Below are 15,005 nucleotides of genomic sequence, written 5' to 3'. Positions count from 1 at the left end.
CTCAAGGCGGCCCGGAATGACAAGAAGGCTGCAAAGGCCTCGAATAAACTGAAAGAGGGTAGCGGCGGTGCCGCATCGTTGAGGAGAAAGATCATGACGAAGTTGACAATGAACCGCCGCACCGTGCTCGGTGTCGGCATAGGTGCTGGTGTAGCCATGTTGGCGATGCCCAATGTGCTGCGCGCTCAAGCCAAGTCGCTGAAGGTCGGTGTTTATGGCGGCTACTTCAAGAACTCGTTCGACAAGAACATCTTTCCGGAGTTCACCAAGGCGACCGGCATCGCGGTCGAATCCGTCGCAGAGCCGACCGGCGAGGCCTGGCTGGTGCAGATGCAGCAGGCAGCCCAAGCAGGTCAGGCGCCGGCTGACGTTTCGATGATGTCGCAGGTGGCGATGCGCAAGGGTCAGGCCATAGAGCTCTGGGCTCCGCTCGACCTCGCCAAGATCAAGAATTCCAGCAACCTGCTCGAGCGCTTCATCAACAAATACCCGGACGGCCGCGTCGCCGGCATCGGCGCGGTCTCATGGTTCATCACCCTGGTCACCAACACCGATGTTTACAAGGAAGCGCCGGCCAGCTGGACAGCGCTTTGGGACCCGGCCAATGCCGACAAGCTCGGCCTGCTGGCGCTCGTCTCCAACTCCTTCCTGCTCGACGTGACGGCAAAGACCTATTTCGGCGGCGCCCAGGCGCTCGACACTGAGGAGAACATCCTCAAGGTGTTCGCCAAGCTGGCCGAGCTGAAGCCGAATGTCCGCCTGTGGTATCGCGACGAAGCGCAGTTCGAGCAGGCGCTGAAGTCGGGTGAGATCCCGATGGGACAATATTACCACGACGTGACCGGCCTCGCCGCCGCGGACGGCCAGCCCGTTCGCTCGACCTTCCCGAAAGAGGGCGGCATTCAGGACGCAGGCTCGTGGGCGCTGTCGAAGGCGTCGCAAAAGACGGAAGAGGCCCATATCTTCATCGACTATATGTGCCAGCCGTCCATCCAAGCCGTGCTGTCACGCAAGGTAGGCACGTCGCCAACGGTCAAGCGCGAAACGACCGACCTGAACGAGAAGGAATTTGCGGCGGTTTCCTCCGACATCGAACCGATCATCCCGCACTACGACATGTACACCTCCAAGGCCGACTGGCTGAATGAGAAGTGGACGGAAATGATCGCCAGCTGAGACTAATCGTGCTTTCGCAGGCCTCGTTCGCAGGCCTGCCTTTCAGTTGGGAAGAGGCATATGTCGGGACTCACGCTTCAGAATATCGTCAAGGACTTCAGCGTCATTCGCGCCGTCGACAATGTCGACCTGACGGTGCCGCACGGGGCATTCGTCTGTCTGCTCGGCCCCTCCGGCTGCGGCAAGACGACCTTGCTGCGCATGATAGCAGGTCTCGATCTGCCGACCTCGGGCCGCATCACGCTCAACGGGAAAGACATCACCAGGACGCCGACGCACCAGCGCGAGCTTGGCATGGTGTTCCAGTCGCTGGCGCTGTTCCCGCACCTGACGGTTGGCGAGAATATCGCCTATCCACTGCGCATTCGCGGCCGTCCGAAAGACGAACAGGCGAAGCGCGTCGAAGAGCTGTTGGCGATGATCTATTTGCCGGGCTACGCTGATCGCGCCGTGTCGAAACTTTCCGGTGGCCAGCGGCAGCGCGTCGCAATCGCAAGGGCACTGGCGATTTCTCCGAAACTCTTTCTGCTCGACGAGCCGCTGTCGGCGCTTGATGCGAAGCTGCGCGAAGCCATGCAGGTGGAGCTTCGCCAGCTTCATCAGAGGCTCGGCATCACCACGATCGCCGTCACGCATGACCAGCGCGAGGCGATGACCATGGCCGATACGGTTGTGGTCATGAACGGCGGTCAGATCCGCCAGGCAGCGTCGCCGACCGAGATTTATCGTAGACCGGCAGACAGCTTCGTCGCGGATTTCATTGGCCAGACAAACCTGGTCGAGGCCAGGCGGGAGGGCGGCGCGGTCAGCATATTGGGGCAGCCGGTCGCGGCCCTGTCGCTGTCGGCAGGGATCGAGCGCGCCACACTCTCAATCCGGCCGGAAGACGTGCGCCTGGGCCCGCCCGAGGCCGGCGCACTGACGGGCGAGGTCACCTTTGTGCGCGATCTCGGCGGCGTCGTCGAAACCTTTGTCAATGTCGGCGGTCAGCAGTTCATTGCGGTCTCGACGCCGCGCGAGCGCCCTGACGTGGCGGTGGGCCAGACGGTGGGCATTGCGCTCACCGACAGGGACTGTGTGGTGCTCGAGCAATGAGACGCGAAGCCCCGCAGACGCTTGGCGACTATGCCCCGCTAGCCTTCCCGGCGATCATGCTGATCGTCTTCTTCGTCGTGCCTTTCGGCACGATGATTTCCGTCAGCTTCTTCAAACGCCAGCAGGGCGGCTTCTACACGCCGGATTTCGTCTTCGACAATTATGTCCGCTTCCTCTCAGCCTTCTTCGGCGGAGTGCTCAGCTTTTCCCTGCTCCTCGCGGTCGCGGTGGCCGCGACCTGTGTCGTTCTGGCCCTGCCTTTCACATATCTGCTGATCCGCATGAAGCGGAGCACCCAGGTGGCCTGGTTGGTCGCACTTCTTTCGATCCTGTCCCTGTCTGAGGTCATCATCGGTTTCGCCTGGTCGACGCTGTTTTCGCGCACGGCCGGCATCACCAACCTGTTTGTATGGCTCGGCCTCATGCAGCAGGCCGTCGCCCTGACGCCGAGCATCGGGGCCGTTGTCACAGGCATGGTCTATCAGGCCTTCCCCTACACGGTCCTGGTCCTCTACCCCGCGCTGGTGCGGCTTGATCCGACGCTTTCGGAGGCCGCGCGCACGCTCGGCGCTTCGCCGGTCAAGGCCTTCTTCACGGTTGTCGTGCCAGCGCTGCGCGATACGATCGTCGCCACGCTGATCATGGTCTTCATTTTCGCGCTCGGATCCTATCTGTTGCCGCAACTGCTCGGCCGCCCGCAGCACTGGACGCTTTCCGTGCACATTACCGACCAGGCGATCTATCAATCGAATATGCCCTTCGCGGCTGCCATGGCGGTTTTCCTGGTGTTGGTCACACTGGCCCTTGTAGCGCTCACCTTGCTCGTTGGCCGCCACGGAGGGGCGAGCAAATGACCATTCTCCGCAACGTTCTTTTCGTGATTGTCGGACTGTTTCTCGCTTTGCCGCTGATCGTCGTCGCCGGCGTCTCGGTCAACGCAAGGCAGAGCCTCACCTTCCCGCCGCAAGGTTTCTCGCTCGGCTGGTACGGTCAGATATTTCTCGACATGGAATGGCGCAATGCGCTGATCGCGTCGCTTCTGCTGGCGCTCTCGTCGGCGGCGCTGGCAGTGCTGATCGCCCTGCCGCTCGCCTGGTTCCTCTGGCGCCGCTACGCGCCCTGGGCCAATATCTTCCAGTTGCTCGGCGTGGCGCCCTTTACCTTGCCACCGGTCATCACGGCGCTCGGCCTGCTGACTTTCTGGGCCACGACCGGATTCTACGGGCAACCCTGGACGGCGATGATCGGCCACGCCATCTTCTTCGTCACGCTGCCGCTGGTGACCATTTCGCTCGGCTTTTCGGCGATCGACCGCTCGCTGGTAGAGGCCGCCTCGACCCTGGGAGGCGACGACCGCACGGTGTTCCGAACCGTCGTTCTGCCACTGATCTCGCCGTACATCGTATCGGGCTACGCGTTTGCCTTTGTTCTGTCGCTTAACGAATACATCGTTGCCTACATGACGGTCGGTTTCACGCTGGAAACGCTGCCGATCAAGATCTTCAATTCGCTGCGTTACGGCTACACGCCGACCATGGCGGCGGTGACGATCCTGTTCGTGGCGACGGCAGCGATTGTCTTCAGTCTGGTCGCGCGCTTCGGCGACCTGCCGAAACTGCTTGGCGCGATGACGTCCAACGAGCCCTGATCGAAGCAACCAGTCCCGCCAGGGAACGCCAGGACGATCAGCCGTTCCTTCCTCCTGAACATCGAAGCACCCGAGATGGACCTAGCGCTAGAACGACGTTTTCCCTGCGTCGCCGACATGAAAAAGGCCGCGCAAAGACGCATGCCGCGTTTCGCCTGGGACTACCTCGTCGGCGGACTCGGGCGCGAAGCTTCCGTGCGGCGCAATCTGGCGGCCCTGGAAGAGGTGGTGCTTATGCCGAGCTACCTCGCCGACGCCGACGAGCCCGATACTGGCGCAAGCCTGTTCGGCCATCGTTTCGACGCGCCATTTGCCGTCGCGCCGCTTGGGCTGGCCGGCCTCCTGTGGCCCGGGTCCGAGCTGCCGCTCGCACAGGCTGCCAGGCAGCATAACCTTCCCTATATCCTGAGCACTTTCGCCAACACCTCGCTTGAGACGATCCGTCCTGCAGGCGGTCATCACACTTGGTTCCAGTTCTATCCACCGAACGATCCCGCCATGGAAGACGACATGGTGGATCGGGCGCGCAGAGCGGGCTACGACGTTCTTGTCGTGACTGTCGACATTCCAGCGTCCGCCCGGCGCGAGCGCGACATCCGCAATGGTTTGACCATTCCGCCGGTCTTTGACTTTTCAACGATCACGCAGGTGGCGATGCGGCCGTCATGGGCAATGGGCATTCTGCAAAACGGGGTTCCCGACTTCGCCAATCTCTCGCCTTACTACCCGAAGGGCTCGAGCCTTGCCGCAGCGGCCCAATTTGTCGGCAGGGTGATGACGGGTCACGTCACCCGCGAGCGCTTCAAGAAAATCCGAGACGCGTGGCCAGGCAAGATCCTGGTCAAGGGTGTGCTTCACCCCGAAGAAGCGGAGGAATATATGTCCTTGGGCGGCGATGGTCTGATCCTCTCAAATCATGGGGGACGGCAACTCGACGCCGCGCCGTCTGCGGCGGAGGTCATCGGTGAAATCCGCGCACGACTTGGCCCCAAGACCCTGCTGCTCGCAGACGGCGGTGTGCGCTCCGGCCTCGATATCGCCCGGATGCTGGCGCTCGGCGCCGATTTTGTCCTGATCGGCCGCCCATTCCTGTTTGCTTCCGCCGCCATCGGGCGTCGCGGCGGCGATCATTTGATGAACGTCCTGAAAGCCGAACTGACGGCAACGATGGCGCAACTGGGCTGCAGGACGGTCGAAGACTTGCCAGCGAGCCGGTGGCGGCCGAAAGGCGGGGCGGCGAAAGAACTTGATCTCGGATGGAGAATTGCGTGACTGAAGCCGTTACGATGAGCATCGAAGCCCTGCAAAATCGAATCGTTGCGATCTTCGAGCGCGCAGGATTGAACAAGGTGCAGGCGGCGGCTTTGGGCCATGTCATCGTGGCCGGCGAGCGCGATGCCTGCAAATCGCACGGAATTTACCGCATCGAGGGGGCGTTGCGCACGGTGAAGGCGGGCAAGGTGAAGCCCGATGCCGCTCCTGTCCTTGCGCGGGATGACGGCAGCGCGATCGTCAGGGTCGACGCGCAGGGCGGTTTCGCCAGTGCGGCGTTTGAACTTGGCGTACCCGTACTCGCGGAACGCGCCAGGCGGCTTGGTATCGCCGCCATGGTCATCAACGATTGCTCGCACTTCTCGGCCCTATGGCCCGAGGTCGAGGCACTGACCGCGCACGGCCTTGCAGCATTGGTGATGTGCCCGAGCTATGCGACGGTTGCCCCATCCGGAGGCAGCAAGCCTCTGCTCGGTACCAATCCATTCGCCTTCGGCTGGCCTCGCAAAGACCAACCGCCCTACGTGTTCGATTTTGCCACGTCGGTGGCGGCGCGCGGTGAGATTGAACTGCACCGCCGCGCTGGCAAGCAACTGCCGGAAGGTTGGGCGATCGACGCTGCCGGCAATCCCACCACTGACCCGGTTGCCGCGCTCGAAGGCGCAATGATGCCTTTTGGCGGCCACAAGGGGTCCGCCATCGCCACCATGATAGAGCTGCTCGCCGGCATCATGATCGGCGATCTTACCAGCCCCGAGGTTCTAGACTATCTCGGAACGACGACCTTGGCGCCGTTCCATGGCGAACTGATCATTGCAATGTCACCCGAAACCTTCGCCAGGGGCCGCCCCGGCGATCCGTTCGCGCGCGCCGAAATCCTCTTCGAAACGATCGTCGGACAAGGCGCTCGGCTGCCATCGCAGCGCCGCTTCGCCGCGCGCATGAAATCGGAAGCTGAAGGGATCAGCCTGACTGCAGCCGAACTCGCCCAACTGGACGCGCTGCTGGCTGGCGGGCTGGCCGCCGTTAAATAAAGCACGTCATTCGGAAATGTGCAGCGGTTTCGGGGCAACGACAGATCCACCGACGCCGGAACCTCATGTGCAATCCCTGCGGACTGTGAGCGCAAGAGTGCGAAGAGCATGCCGGGCGCAGCCGGTCATTTCTTCACCGCCACCATGAAAAGCCGTGGAAATCTGAGCAGCACCCGCCCGTCCGCCAGCTTAGGATGGGTTTGTTCGACCCGCGCGAGGTAATCGGCGAGGAATGCCTCGCGATGCTCTGCGCCGGCACGGGCGAGATAGGGCATCAGCCCGGTTCCCTTGACCCATTCGACGATCGCTGCCGCATCGGCCATCGGGTGATTGTAGATGGTGTGCCAGATATCGACGCGCGAGGCCTTGGCGATCAGCCTGTTGTAATAGGCCGACGGCGCGGGCAGGGGCCTGCGGCGCACGCTCTTTGCCTCGAATGCAACTTTCCAGGGGCCGCCATGGGCAGTTTCTTCCATCGCCAGATGTGAGGGTTCACCGAGATTGTCGGGCATCTGCACGGCAAGAACGCCGCCTTCGGCAAGCCCGTCCATCAGCCGCTCGAAAATGTCGAGGTGATCGGGCAGCCACTGGAAGACGGCATTGGCAAAGAGCAGGTCGGCGGGCTCCGTCGGCTGCCAGCTGCCAAGATCCGCCTCGACGAAGGCGGTGCCGGGAAGCCGCTTGCGGGCCGTCTCCAGCATGTTGATGTCGCTGTCGAGGCCGGAGACGCCGGCAGCCCCATAACGCTTGATGATGAGTTCGGTCGAATTGCCCGGCCCGCAGCCGAGGTCGACGGCGCGGCGAAGGTTCTGCAGCGGCACCTGCGCCAGAAGATCGCGCGCCGGCCGCGTGCGCTCGTCCTCGAACTTCACATACTGGCTGGCGGACCATGCCATGGCGATACCTCCTGATGTCGGGCCACTTCTTCCTGTGGCGGATGCGAATCGTGTCGTTGTTGCGCCCGTCGAGCTCAGTCGCGAACTTCAGACACAAGGATCTTGTCCACGCGCCTGCCGTCGAGATCGACGACCTCGAAGCGCCACCCATCCCTTGTGAAGCTCTCCCCCAATTCCGGCAGATGTTTCAGCTCCTCCAACACCAGGCCGGCCACGGTCTGATATTCGAGATCGTCGTCGAGCTTGAGGTTCAGGAACTCGGCGAATTCATCGATCGGCGCCCAGCCGGAGACGAGATAGGAACCATCGTCTCTGCGAGCGATCGCCTGCTCCTCGACCGGCCCCTCCTGGAGCGCGCCCATGATCGCTTCCAGAATGTCGCCGGACGAGACAATCCCTTCGAAATGGCCGTATTCGTCAAACACCAGCACCATGTGAACAGGCGATTTCCTGATCGCCTCAATCACGCTGGTCGCGGTTGCAAGGTCTGAAACGACCGGGACGTCCTGCGTCAGAGCCTTGATATCGGCGCTGCCGTGTTCGGACATCGAATCGTAGAAGTCCTTCACCGGAAGGATGCCGATCACCTCGTCCGAACTGCCTTTGCGAACCGGCAGTCGAGACCGCTTCGTCCGGTGCAGCTGCGCCCGGATTTCATCGAGGCTGTCGTCGATATCGATAATTTCGACGTCCCGTCGCGGCGTCATCAGCGCCCGGGCGGTGCGGTCCGCCAGCCGCATGACGCCCGAGATCATCGCGGACTCCTCGCTTTCGATGACGCCCGCCGATTGCGCCTCGGCCAGAACCGTCTTGATCTCTTCGTCAGAGACGTTGTCGCCCACTTTTCCTGTCTGGCCCAGCAGCTTGAGCACAAGATTTCCCGAGGCGTTCAGAAGCCAGACGAGAGGCAGCGCAATCTTTGAAAGCAGCGCCATGGCGGGTGCGACCCTCGCCGCAACCGCTTCGGGTTCCCGCAATGCGATCTGCTTTGGAACAAGTTCGCCGACGATCAGGGAAAGATAGGTGATGGCCACGACGACGAAACCGACGCCGATGGCGTCGGCAGCCGTCGATGACATCCCCTGCGCCTCCAGCCATGTCGTCAGGCGACCGCCGAGTGTTGCGCCTGAGAAAGCGCCGGAGAGAACACCGACAAGCGTGATGCCGATCTGAACCGTGGAGAGAAAGCGACCGGGGTTTTCGGCAAGTTTGATGGCTTGAGCTGCACCTTTGCTCCCATTTTCGGAGAGAACCTTCAGGCGGGCCGTTCGAGAAGACACGACGGCGAGCTCAGACATGGCGAGCACACCATTCAAGATGGTGAGAAACGCCACAATTCCAATTTCCAGAAACACAGGGACCCTATTCGTTGAGGTTTTGATGCCGCATAAGGCGAGGCGGCGGAAGCTTCGCAGAGACGCTATATATGCGCATCACCCATCGGCAAAGCTTTCTGTGAGCTCGGCTGGATGCAAGGCCAGGCAGACTTCGTCACACTGTCTACGACAGGCGCCAGCATCTTCTGCGGCGGCTTTCCGGTTTGAGCGGGCGGAGCGTGTACTGGATGGGTCGCTATCAGGCATGGCGCAATTTTGGCGGTGAAACAGGCCCGGCGCAAGAGGCGCTGGGCGAATTCCTTATAGCGCCTTGATGTGACAGTTTCGAAAAACGGCGACAAGGATGCCTTCTTGCTGGGAGTTTCAGGGAAATTCGCATTCATGCGTGATGCCGAGCCGAACGCTCCGGCATCACGCGCGCGAATGTCACGCCGCCAGAATGGTGATCCCATAAGCATTGGCAGTGGCCGTCATCCGGGCGATGGTCTCAGGCGAGGGGGCCTTGAGCGGCTCGCTCGTGCCTTCCGCTTCGATGAACTCAGCCATCTCCCGATCGACGATGGCCGAAAAGACTGCGGGGACGGTCCCGCGGTTTGCATAGCCGTGCACCACGAAAGGCGGAATCGTGACGATGTCGCCAGCACCTGCTTCGATCTCTTCAGGGCCGCTGTCGGTCAGCCGCCAGATCGTCAAACGGCCCTCGAGAATGCGGAAGACTTCCGGGCTTGCATGCGCATGTCTAGGCGTCCGGCTGCCTGATGGCACGGTGACGTCGAAAATGTTGAACCAGGTTCCGCGGAGCCGAAGCCGCCGCTCGATCCGGTCGCCGAGCACGAAATATCGCTTCGTGTTTTCGGCAGGTAATTTCACAAACGAGTTGGACATCATGTCTCTTTCTTCTTCTTGACGAGGCTTTTCTTGCAGGCGCCTTCTTGCCGGCGCAGCCGTTAGACCTTTGCGCCGCCTTTGACAACCGCTTCTGTTGCAGGGGGCAAGATCGCTGGATGGCTTCGGCACGGGATGGACCTGATGAAGCGTCGCGGCCGATATCGGTGCGGCGAGCCCTTTCCGCAAGGTCCCCGATCCAGGGCGGCCTGCGTGAAAATGACACGGGCTCGGCCGGCTCGTCGAGCACGTGCAAGGGCTCATCATGTAATTGGGCCAATCCAGCAATGTCATTGCTTCTAAGGCAGCGCCCTCGATGGTGAGGCCAGCCGGAATATCGTTTGGCGTGAAGTTTCGACAAAACCCACCGTGAGTAAGCCCGCTGCCTTCATGATGAAAAGCACCTTCACAAAGTCCTGCCGGTCGGCCGGCGCTATTCCCTCAAGATCGTATCACTCATCAAGCCACGCCCGCACACCGTCTTGTCGCCCGCTCGGATCAAGCTCCTGACCCAGCGTGTCGATTTCGGCCGATCCTGTTCGATTAAGACGGAGCGCCGTGAGCCAGTCAAAGGAGAGACAAGTATGGCTGCCACTATGTATTCCGAGCAAGTCGAACTACAGTCGCCGCGCTTCAGTGCGGTGGGCACTTTGCAAGCCGTTTGGATGCTGCTGGAACATCAGCGAAGGTACCGTCGGAGCTTGAGCGAACTCTCGCGGTTTGACTCTCGGCTGCTCCGTGACATCGGATTGGCGCCCCCAGAGTCTCCACTGGAAAGATCGGAGAATGACCTCTCCACCCAGACGATCAGAGTGCTGGAACCAGAATCCGTCCACGATGTCTGACGCCGTCGCCCCTCTTCCGGTAGTCGGCGCGTGAAAGTGCCGGCGAGACGGCATGCGGCCGTTCTCATGTATCCTCTTCTTCGGCACTGTGAGGCACCGGTCACGCAGAGCAGCAAGCCGCTCTCACCGGAAAGCGCAACTGGCAGCATTTTTTTGCTCTTTGTCGATTCGCGGTATCCAAATGCGACCAGATCGGCAGCACCATGGAGGAACCGATGCGCTACCTTTGTCTCTTCTACATCGATCAAACACTTGCTGATGCCGCCAGCAAGGAGGAATGGGCCGAGATCGACCGGGAGTCCTTGGCTTCCAATGAAGAACTCCGACGATCAGGCCACTATATCGCCTCCAATGCTCTTGCCGACCCAAAGACCGCAAAGACATTGCGGGTTCGGGCCGGCAAGGCAAGTTGGACCGACGGGCCCTTCGCAGAGACCAAGGAGCATCTGGGTGGCTTCCTGCTCATCGAAGCGAAGAACCTTGCGGAGGTAATGGAGATCGCGGTGCGGGACCCGCTCGCTCGGATGGGGGCGATCGAGGTGCGCGAGACCGCCGGCTTTTAGATTTGAGGTGTCCCGGCTAATGCCGTCGGCCATGCGCTCGACGTTCTGATTAGGGTCACAAGAATCCTTTTCGCCGGATTGTTCACGCTATTGACGAGACACGCCCTGAAGAGCCGGGTGGAGATCACTGAGGTAATCGAGAGCAACATGACACCAGCGGAGGAAAACACTGCAGCTATACCTACACGTCGAAATTGGTCGGCAAGACAATCATGTCCCGGATCGTGACGTTTCGCGGGCGGGTCAGCATGAAGATGATGGCATCGGAGACCTCCGAGGGCTCGATAAGACTCCCACTGGCTTTTGCCTTCTCGAGGTTTTCCGCGGGCCAATCGGCCAGCAGAGCGGAAACGACCGGGCCGGGCGAGACCTGGCTGACCCTGATGCCGTGGTTCTTCAACTGCCGGCGCATGATCTGGACGAAACTGGTAATCGCCCATTTGGAGCTGGAATAAACCGGCTCCCACTGGATCGGCGCATGGCCGGCTACGGAGCAAGTCACCAAAATGTCCCCGGTCCCGCGCTCGATCATATGCGGAGCGATGTCGCGGACGTTCTTCATGACGGCGTTCACGTTGAGATTCAGCATCCGATCAATTGTCGCGGTATCGGTATCGATAAGATCCCCGCCAATGTAGGACCCTGCATTGCAGTGCAGGATGTCGAGATGATCGACCTTTGCCAGGATTTCCGGCACCATGGCCGCGCAACTTGCGGCGTCCAGAAGATCGGTGACCTGCATGACTACGGCGTCGCCGAACTCGGCAGCGTATGTTTCCAGCGCCTGTCTGTTGTAGTCGACCATCACGACCTTGGCGCCGGCGTCGACCAGGGCACGGGTCGTCGCCAGCCCGATACCGGAAGCTGCGCCGGTTACCGCAGCGATCTTTCCTTCGAGTGATTTAGTCATCGTCTTGTCTCGCTCTTGGTTTTCAGACAGCAAGGAAGCCGCCATCGACTGGCAGGACTGCGCCACTGATCATGACTGCGTCCTCTGAAATAAGCAGGGCGATCGAGCGTGCGACATCGTCGACCTCTGCAAAGCGCCCCATCGGGTGGCGAACCATCATCGGGTTACGTTTGGAAGGCTCGGACCACGCCTTCGCCGCAAGCTCCGTCATGGTAACCGTAGGCGCCACTGCATTGACCCGGATTCCATAGGCGCCGAGTTCCTTGGCCATGACACGTGTCGCGCCTTCCAGTCCCGCCTTTGAAGCGGCGTAAGCCACGTGATCCACGAAACCACGATGTCCGGCGATCGAGGTCACATTCACGATCGTACCGCCGCCGCCGTTCGAAATGCGAGCCCGCGCGAACTCCTGCGCACAAATCAGCGCGGCCCGCAGGTTGATGCCGAGGACCTGCTCATAGCCCTCCTCCGTCATATCGATGACGCTTTCAAGCACGTTGGTTCCCGCGCAATTGATCAGCGCGTCTGCCAGTCCCGCCTTCTTCATGGCGGCGCGTGCTGCTGCATTGTCGGCGAGATTGACCGATATTACCGTCGCGCCGAACTTTGCCGCAAGATCATCCAGATCGGCCTGCGTACGCGACAAGGCGACGATTCGGGCGCCGCGGTGGGTGAGCAGTTCAACGCAGGCGCGACCAATACCCTTGCCGGCACCGGTGATGATGACCGTTTTTCCTGTAAAGTCCGACATGGTTGATCCTTCCGATGCCTGTTGCTCAGAACGGGAGTCTTTGCTCGGTTTGCTTGTCGAACACATGAGCCGCGGCAGGATCGACGTCGAGCCGTATCCTGTCGCCCGGCTTCAGCGCGTGGCGCTCGCGAAAGGCGCACAAGACCCGCTTGCCCGCCAACTGGGCTGCCAGCAGAATTTCGGCCCCCGTCGGTTCGATCAACTCGACAGTTGCCGGTACGCCCGCATCGCCGTTCGACAGCATCCACTGGTCAGGACGTACCCCGTATATCACCTCCTGGCCGTGACTCGCCCGCGTGCCTTGTGGAAGGGGAAGGGCCGACCCTTCAGCCAGCCGCGCTGAGTTCGAAGAGAGATCGATTGTGGCCGGTAGCATGTTCATCGCCGGGGATCCGATGAAGCCGGCGACAAAGGTATTTGCCGGCCTGTCGTAAAGCTCCAGTGGCACACCGATCTGCTCCACCTTGCCGTCGCGAAGCACTACAATGCGGTCCGCCATTGTCATGGCTTCAATCTGGTCATGCGTGACATACACGGAAGTCGCGCCGAGGCGCTGGTGAAGAGTTTTGATCTCCGAACGCATATCTACGCGCAACGCGGCGTCCAGGTTTGACAGCGGCTCGTCAAAGAAGAACGCCTTTGGGCGGCGAACCATCGCGCGCCCCATGGCAACACGCTGCCGCTGGCCTCCGGAGGGCGCCTTCGGATATCGGTCGAGATAGGGCGTAAGCCGCAACATCTCGGCAGCCTTGTCGACCTTGACGTTGCGATCCGCAAGGTTCTCGCCGCGCAATTTCAGTGCGAAGGCCATGTTCTCCCGAACGGTCATGTGCGGATAGAGCGCGTAGTTCTGGAAAACCATCGCCACGTCACGGTCCTTGGCGGCGATGTTGTCGACGCGATGTCCGCCAAGCTTGATCGTGCCGCCGGTGATCTCCTCAAGGCCGGCAAGCGACCGCAACAGCGTGGATTTGCCGCAACCGGAGGGACCGACCAGCACGACGAACTCACCGTCGGCTATGTCGAACGAGATGTTGCGCAGCGCGTGATAGGAGCCGTAATGCTTGTCGACCTGGTCGAGCTCGATCGTCGCCATGTGTCAATCCTCAGTCAGTTGTGGCGGCATGGCCGCCGATCAATCGGGACGGGTCCACGGGCAGTTTCACCATGAGGTGTATCCTGCATCCGCAACGACGATGCTGCCGGTCATCAGGCTGGCGGCATCGCACGACATGCGCGCCCGCTTCCGATAAGGCATCAGCGCAGGCATAGCCGATGTTGGGCCCCGCGCCGGTGACGACCGCCACTCTTCCACTGAGATCCAGCTTCCGCAGGTACATGCTACTTCCCAAGCTCGATCTGGATCTTGACGGAGGACGGCTTCGGTCGCACGGCGTAATCGAACGCTTCGACAGAATCCTCGAAAGCGTAGGTATCGGTGATCAGCGCATCGACATTGATCTGGTTCGATCCCAATAGCGCGACGATGCGCGGGTAGACATGGGCGTAGCGGAACACGTGTTCGATGCGCAGTTCCTTGGTCTGGGCGATGACGACATCGAGCGGGACCGGCTTCAGGGGCATGCCGACGAGGACGATGGCGCCGCCGGGGCAAGCATGGTGCGCCGTGTCTGCGATCACTTCGGCCGCGCCGGAACATTCGAAGACGACATCGACGCCCCAGCCGTCGGTTTCGCGGGCTATGACACTCTTCAGGTCCTGCGAGCGTACGTTGACGGTCATGATGGCAGGGCCGAGCTTGCGCGCCACGGCAAGCTTTTCGTCGACAACGTCGGTAACGATAACTCTGGCGCAGCCAGCCGACAGCGCCGCGATCGCTGTCACCATGCCGATCGGCCCGGCACCCGTGACCAGCGCGATCGCACCGGGCGTCAGCCTCGCCTTGGAGACTGCTTGAAAGCCTACAGCCAACGGCTCGACCATAGCGCCAGCGGCGTAGGAGACGTTGTTCGGAAGCTTAAAGGTGAAGGCCGCCGGGTGGACCACGCTCGGTCTCAGTACGCCATGCACCGGCGGCGTCGCCCAGAAGCGCACCGCGGGATCGAGATTGTAGAGACCCAGTCGCGACGCGCGACTTTGAGGATCGGGAATGCCGGGCTCCATGCAAACGCGGTCGCCGACTTTCAAGTTCTGCACCCTGCTGCCGACCTCTTCGATGATGCCGGCGGCTTCGTGGCCGAGGATCATCGGCTCGCGCACAACGAAAGGGCCGATCGCGCCGTGAGTGTAATAGTGAACGTCGGATCCGCAGACGCCAACGGTTTTGATGGCGATGCGCACGTCGGTGGGACCGAGCGCCTCCTTCGGGTCCAGGTCGCGAATGCGCAGTTCGTCTTTGCGTTCGAGGACGAGTGATCTCATGTCTTCAGCCCTTTCGGATAATGAACACGGCCAGCGCCAGGCAGAGCACCGTCGCCACCCATAGGGGCAACACGCCCTCAAGGAAGCGCATCCATAGAAGATGCACCAGGATCAGGATCACGACGGAGATGAAGCCCCTGTCGAAGCCGTTGGTTCGGATAGGCAGGAACCCGTCGCGTTGGGTTTTCTGGGGTTGAACGCCAGCCATCTT

15 protein-coding genes and 1 pseudogene are annotated in these 15,005 nt (G+C 61.3%); 7 read left to right on the top strand and 9 right to left on the bottom strand.

Features of this window, described 5'->3' with window-relative positions; all coding sequences use genetic code 11:
- Positions 1-93 precede the first annotated feature (93 nt).
- From J7U39_RS13595 to J7U39_RS13570, 6 genes are all read left to right on the top strand, one after another.
- On the top strand, positions 94-1,176 hold the full coding sequence (locus J7U39_RS13595; RefSeq protein ID WP_210628659.1) for an extracellular solute-binding protein: 1,083 nt from the start codon (positions 94-96) through the stop codon (positions 1,174-1,176).
- Between the two features lie 60 nt (positions 1,177-1,236).
- Positions 1,237-2,271: an ABC transporter ATP-binding protein gene (locus tag J7U39_RS13590; RefSeq protein WP_210628658.1), complete on the top strand. Its 1,035-nt coding sequence runs from the start codon at positions 1,237-1,239 to the stop codon at positions 2,269-2,271.
- A complete protein-coding gene (locus J7U39_RS13585) occupies positions 2,268-3,125 on the top strand; it encodes an ABC transporter permease (RefSeq protein WP_210628657.1) in 858 nt (285 codons plus the stop codon). The genes J7U39_RS13590 and J7U39_RS13585 overlap by 4 nt, the downstream gene beginning before the upstream one ends.
- Entirely contained in the window at positions 3,122-3,919 is a 798-nt protein-coding gene (locus J7U39_RS13580; RefSeq protein WP_210628656.1) for an ABC transporter permease, read from the top strand. Before J7U39_RS13585 ends, J7U39_RS13580 begins: the two co-directional genes overlap by 4 nt.
- Positions 3,920-3,994: 75 nt before the next feature.
- Entirely contained in the window at positions 3,995-5,191 is a 1,197-nt protein-coding gene (locus J7U39_RS13575; RefSeq protein WP_210628655.1) for an alpha-hydroxy acid oxidase, read from the top strand.
- On the top strand, positions 5,188-6,225 hold the full coding sequence (locus J7U39_RS13570) for an Ldh family oxidoreductase (RefSeq protein ID WP_210628654.1): 1,038 nt from the start codon (positions 5,188-5,190) through the stop codon (positions 6,223-6,225). The genes J7U39_RS13575 and J7U39_RS13570 overlap by 4 nt, the downstream gene beginning before the upstream one ends.
- A 125-nt stretch (positions 6,226-6,350) precedes the next feature.
- On the opposite strand, the gene tam is transcribed toward J7U39_RS13570, so the two are convergent.
- From tam to J7U39_RS13555, 3 genes are all read right to left on the bottom strand, one after another.
- Positions 6,351-7,121 (bottom strand): trans-aconitate 2-methyltransferase, encoded by a 771-nt coding sequence (gene tam, locus J7U39_RS13565; protein ID WP_210628653.1) that lies wholly within the window; start codon positions 7,119-7,121, stop codon positions 6,351-6,353.
- Between the two features lie 74 nt (positions 7,122-7,195).
- Positions 7,196-8,476, bottom strand: coding sequence for a hemolysin family protein (locus tag J7U39_RS13560; RefSeq protein ID WP_210628652.1), 1,281 nt, complete (start codon positions 8,474-8,476; stop codon positions 7,196-7,198).
- Positions 8,477-8,884: 408 nt separating this feature from the next.
- Positions 8,885-9,346 (bottom strand): cupin domain-containing protein, encoded by a 462-nt coding sequence (locus tag J7U39_RS13555; protein ID WP_210628651.1) that lies wholly within the window; start codon positions 9,344-9,346, stop codon positions 8,885-8,887.
- A 1,057-nt stretch (positions 9,347-10,403) separates the two neighbouring features.
- Between J7U39_RS13555 and J7U39_RS13545 the strand changes: the two genes are divergently transcribed.
- Positions 10,404-10,751 (top strand): YciI family protein, encoded by a 348-nt coding sequence (locus J7U39_RS13545; protein ID WP_210628649.1) that lies wholly within the window; start codon positions 10,404-10,406, stop codon positions 10,749-10,751.
- A gap of 181 nt (positions 10,752-10,932) precedes the next feature.
- Here J7U39_RS13545 and J7U39_RS13540 read toward each other — a convergent pair whose 3' ends face one another.
- The 6 genes and pseudogenes from J7U39_RS13540 to J7U39_RS13520 all read right to left on the bottom strand — a co-directional run bounded on the left by J7U39_RS13540 (position 10,933) and on the right by J7U39_RS13520 (position 15,002).
- Positions 10,933-11,661 carry an SDR family oxidoreductase gene (locus J7U39_RS13540; RefSeq protein ID WP_210628648.1) on the bottom strand — a complete coding sequence of 243 codons (729 nt, stop codon included), beginning with the start codon at positions 11,659-11,661 and terminating at the stop codon, positions 10,933-10,935.
- 22 nt (positions 11,662-11,683) lie between these two features.
- Positions 11,684-12,412 carry an SDR family oxidoreductase gene (locus tag J7U39_RS13535; RefSeq protein ID WP_210628647.1) on the bottom strand — a complete coding sequence of 243 codons (729 nt, stop codon included), beginning with the start codon at positions 12,410-12,412 and terminating at the stop codon, positions 11,684-11,686.
- 25 nt (positions 12,413-12,437) lie between these two features.
- Positions 12,438-13,508, bottom strand: coding sequence for a sn-glycerol-3-phosphate ABC transporter ATP-binding protein UgpC (ugpC, locus tag J7U39_RS13530; RefSeq protein WP_210628646.1), 1,071 nt, complete (start codon positions 13,506-13,508; stop codon positions 12,438-12,440).
- A gap of 130 nt (positions 13,509-13,638) precedes the next feature.
- Positions 13,639-13,752: pseudogene (locus J7U39_RS31790) on the bottom strand (3-oxoacyl-ACP reductase); the annotation flags it as partial.
- A 1-nt stretch (position 13,753) separates the two neighbouring features.
- Positions 13,754-14,794 carry an NAD(P)-dependent alcohol dehydrogenase gene (locus J7U39_RS13525; RefSeq protein WP_207241064.1) on the bottom strand — a complete coding sequence of 347 codons (1,041 nt, stop codon included), beginning with the start codon at positions 14,792-14,794 and terminating at the stop codon, positions 13,754-13,756.
- Between the two features lie 4 nt (positions 14,795-14,798).
- On the bottom strand, positions 14,799-15,002 hold the full coding sequence (locus tag J7U39_RS13520; RefSeq protein WP_207241065.1) for a DUF2160 family membrane protein: 204 nt from the start codon (positions 15,000-15,002) through the stop codon (positions 14,799-14,801).
- Positions 15,003-15,005 lie beyond the last annotated feature (3 nt).

This window comes from Rhizobium sp. NLR16a, from assembly GCF_017948245.1.
GTDB lineage: Bacteria > Pseudomonadota > Alphaproteobacteria > Rhizobiales > Rhizobiaceae > Rhizobium.
This window is presented reverse-complemented; position numbering and strand designations above follow the sequence as displayed.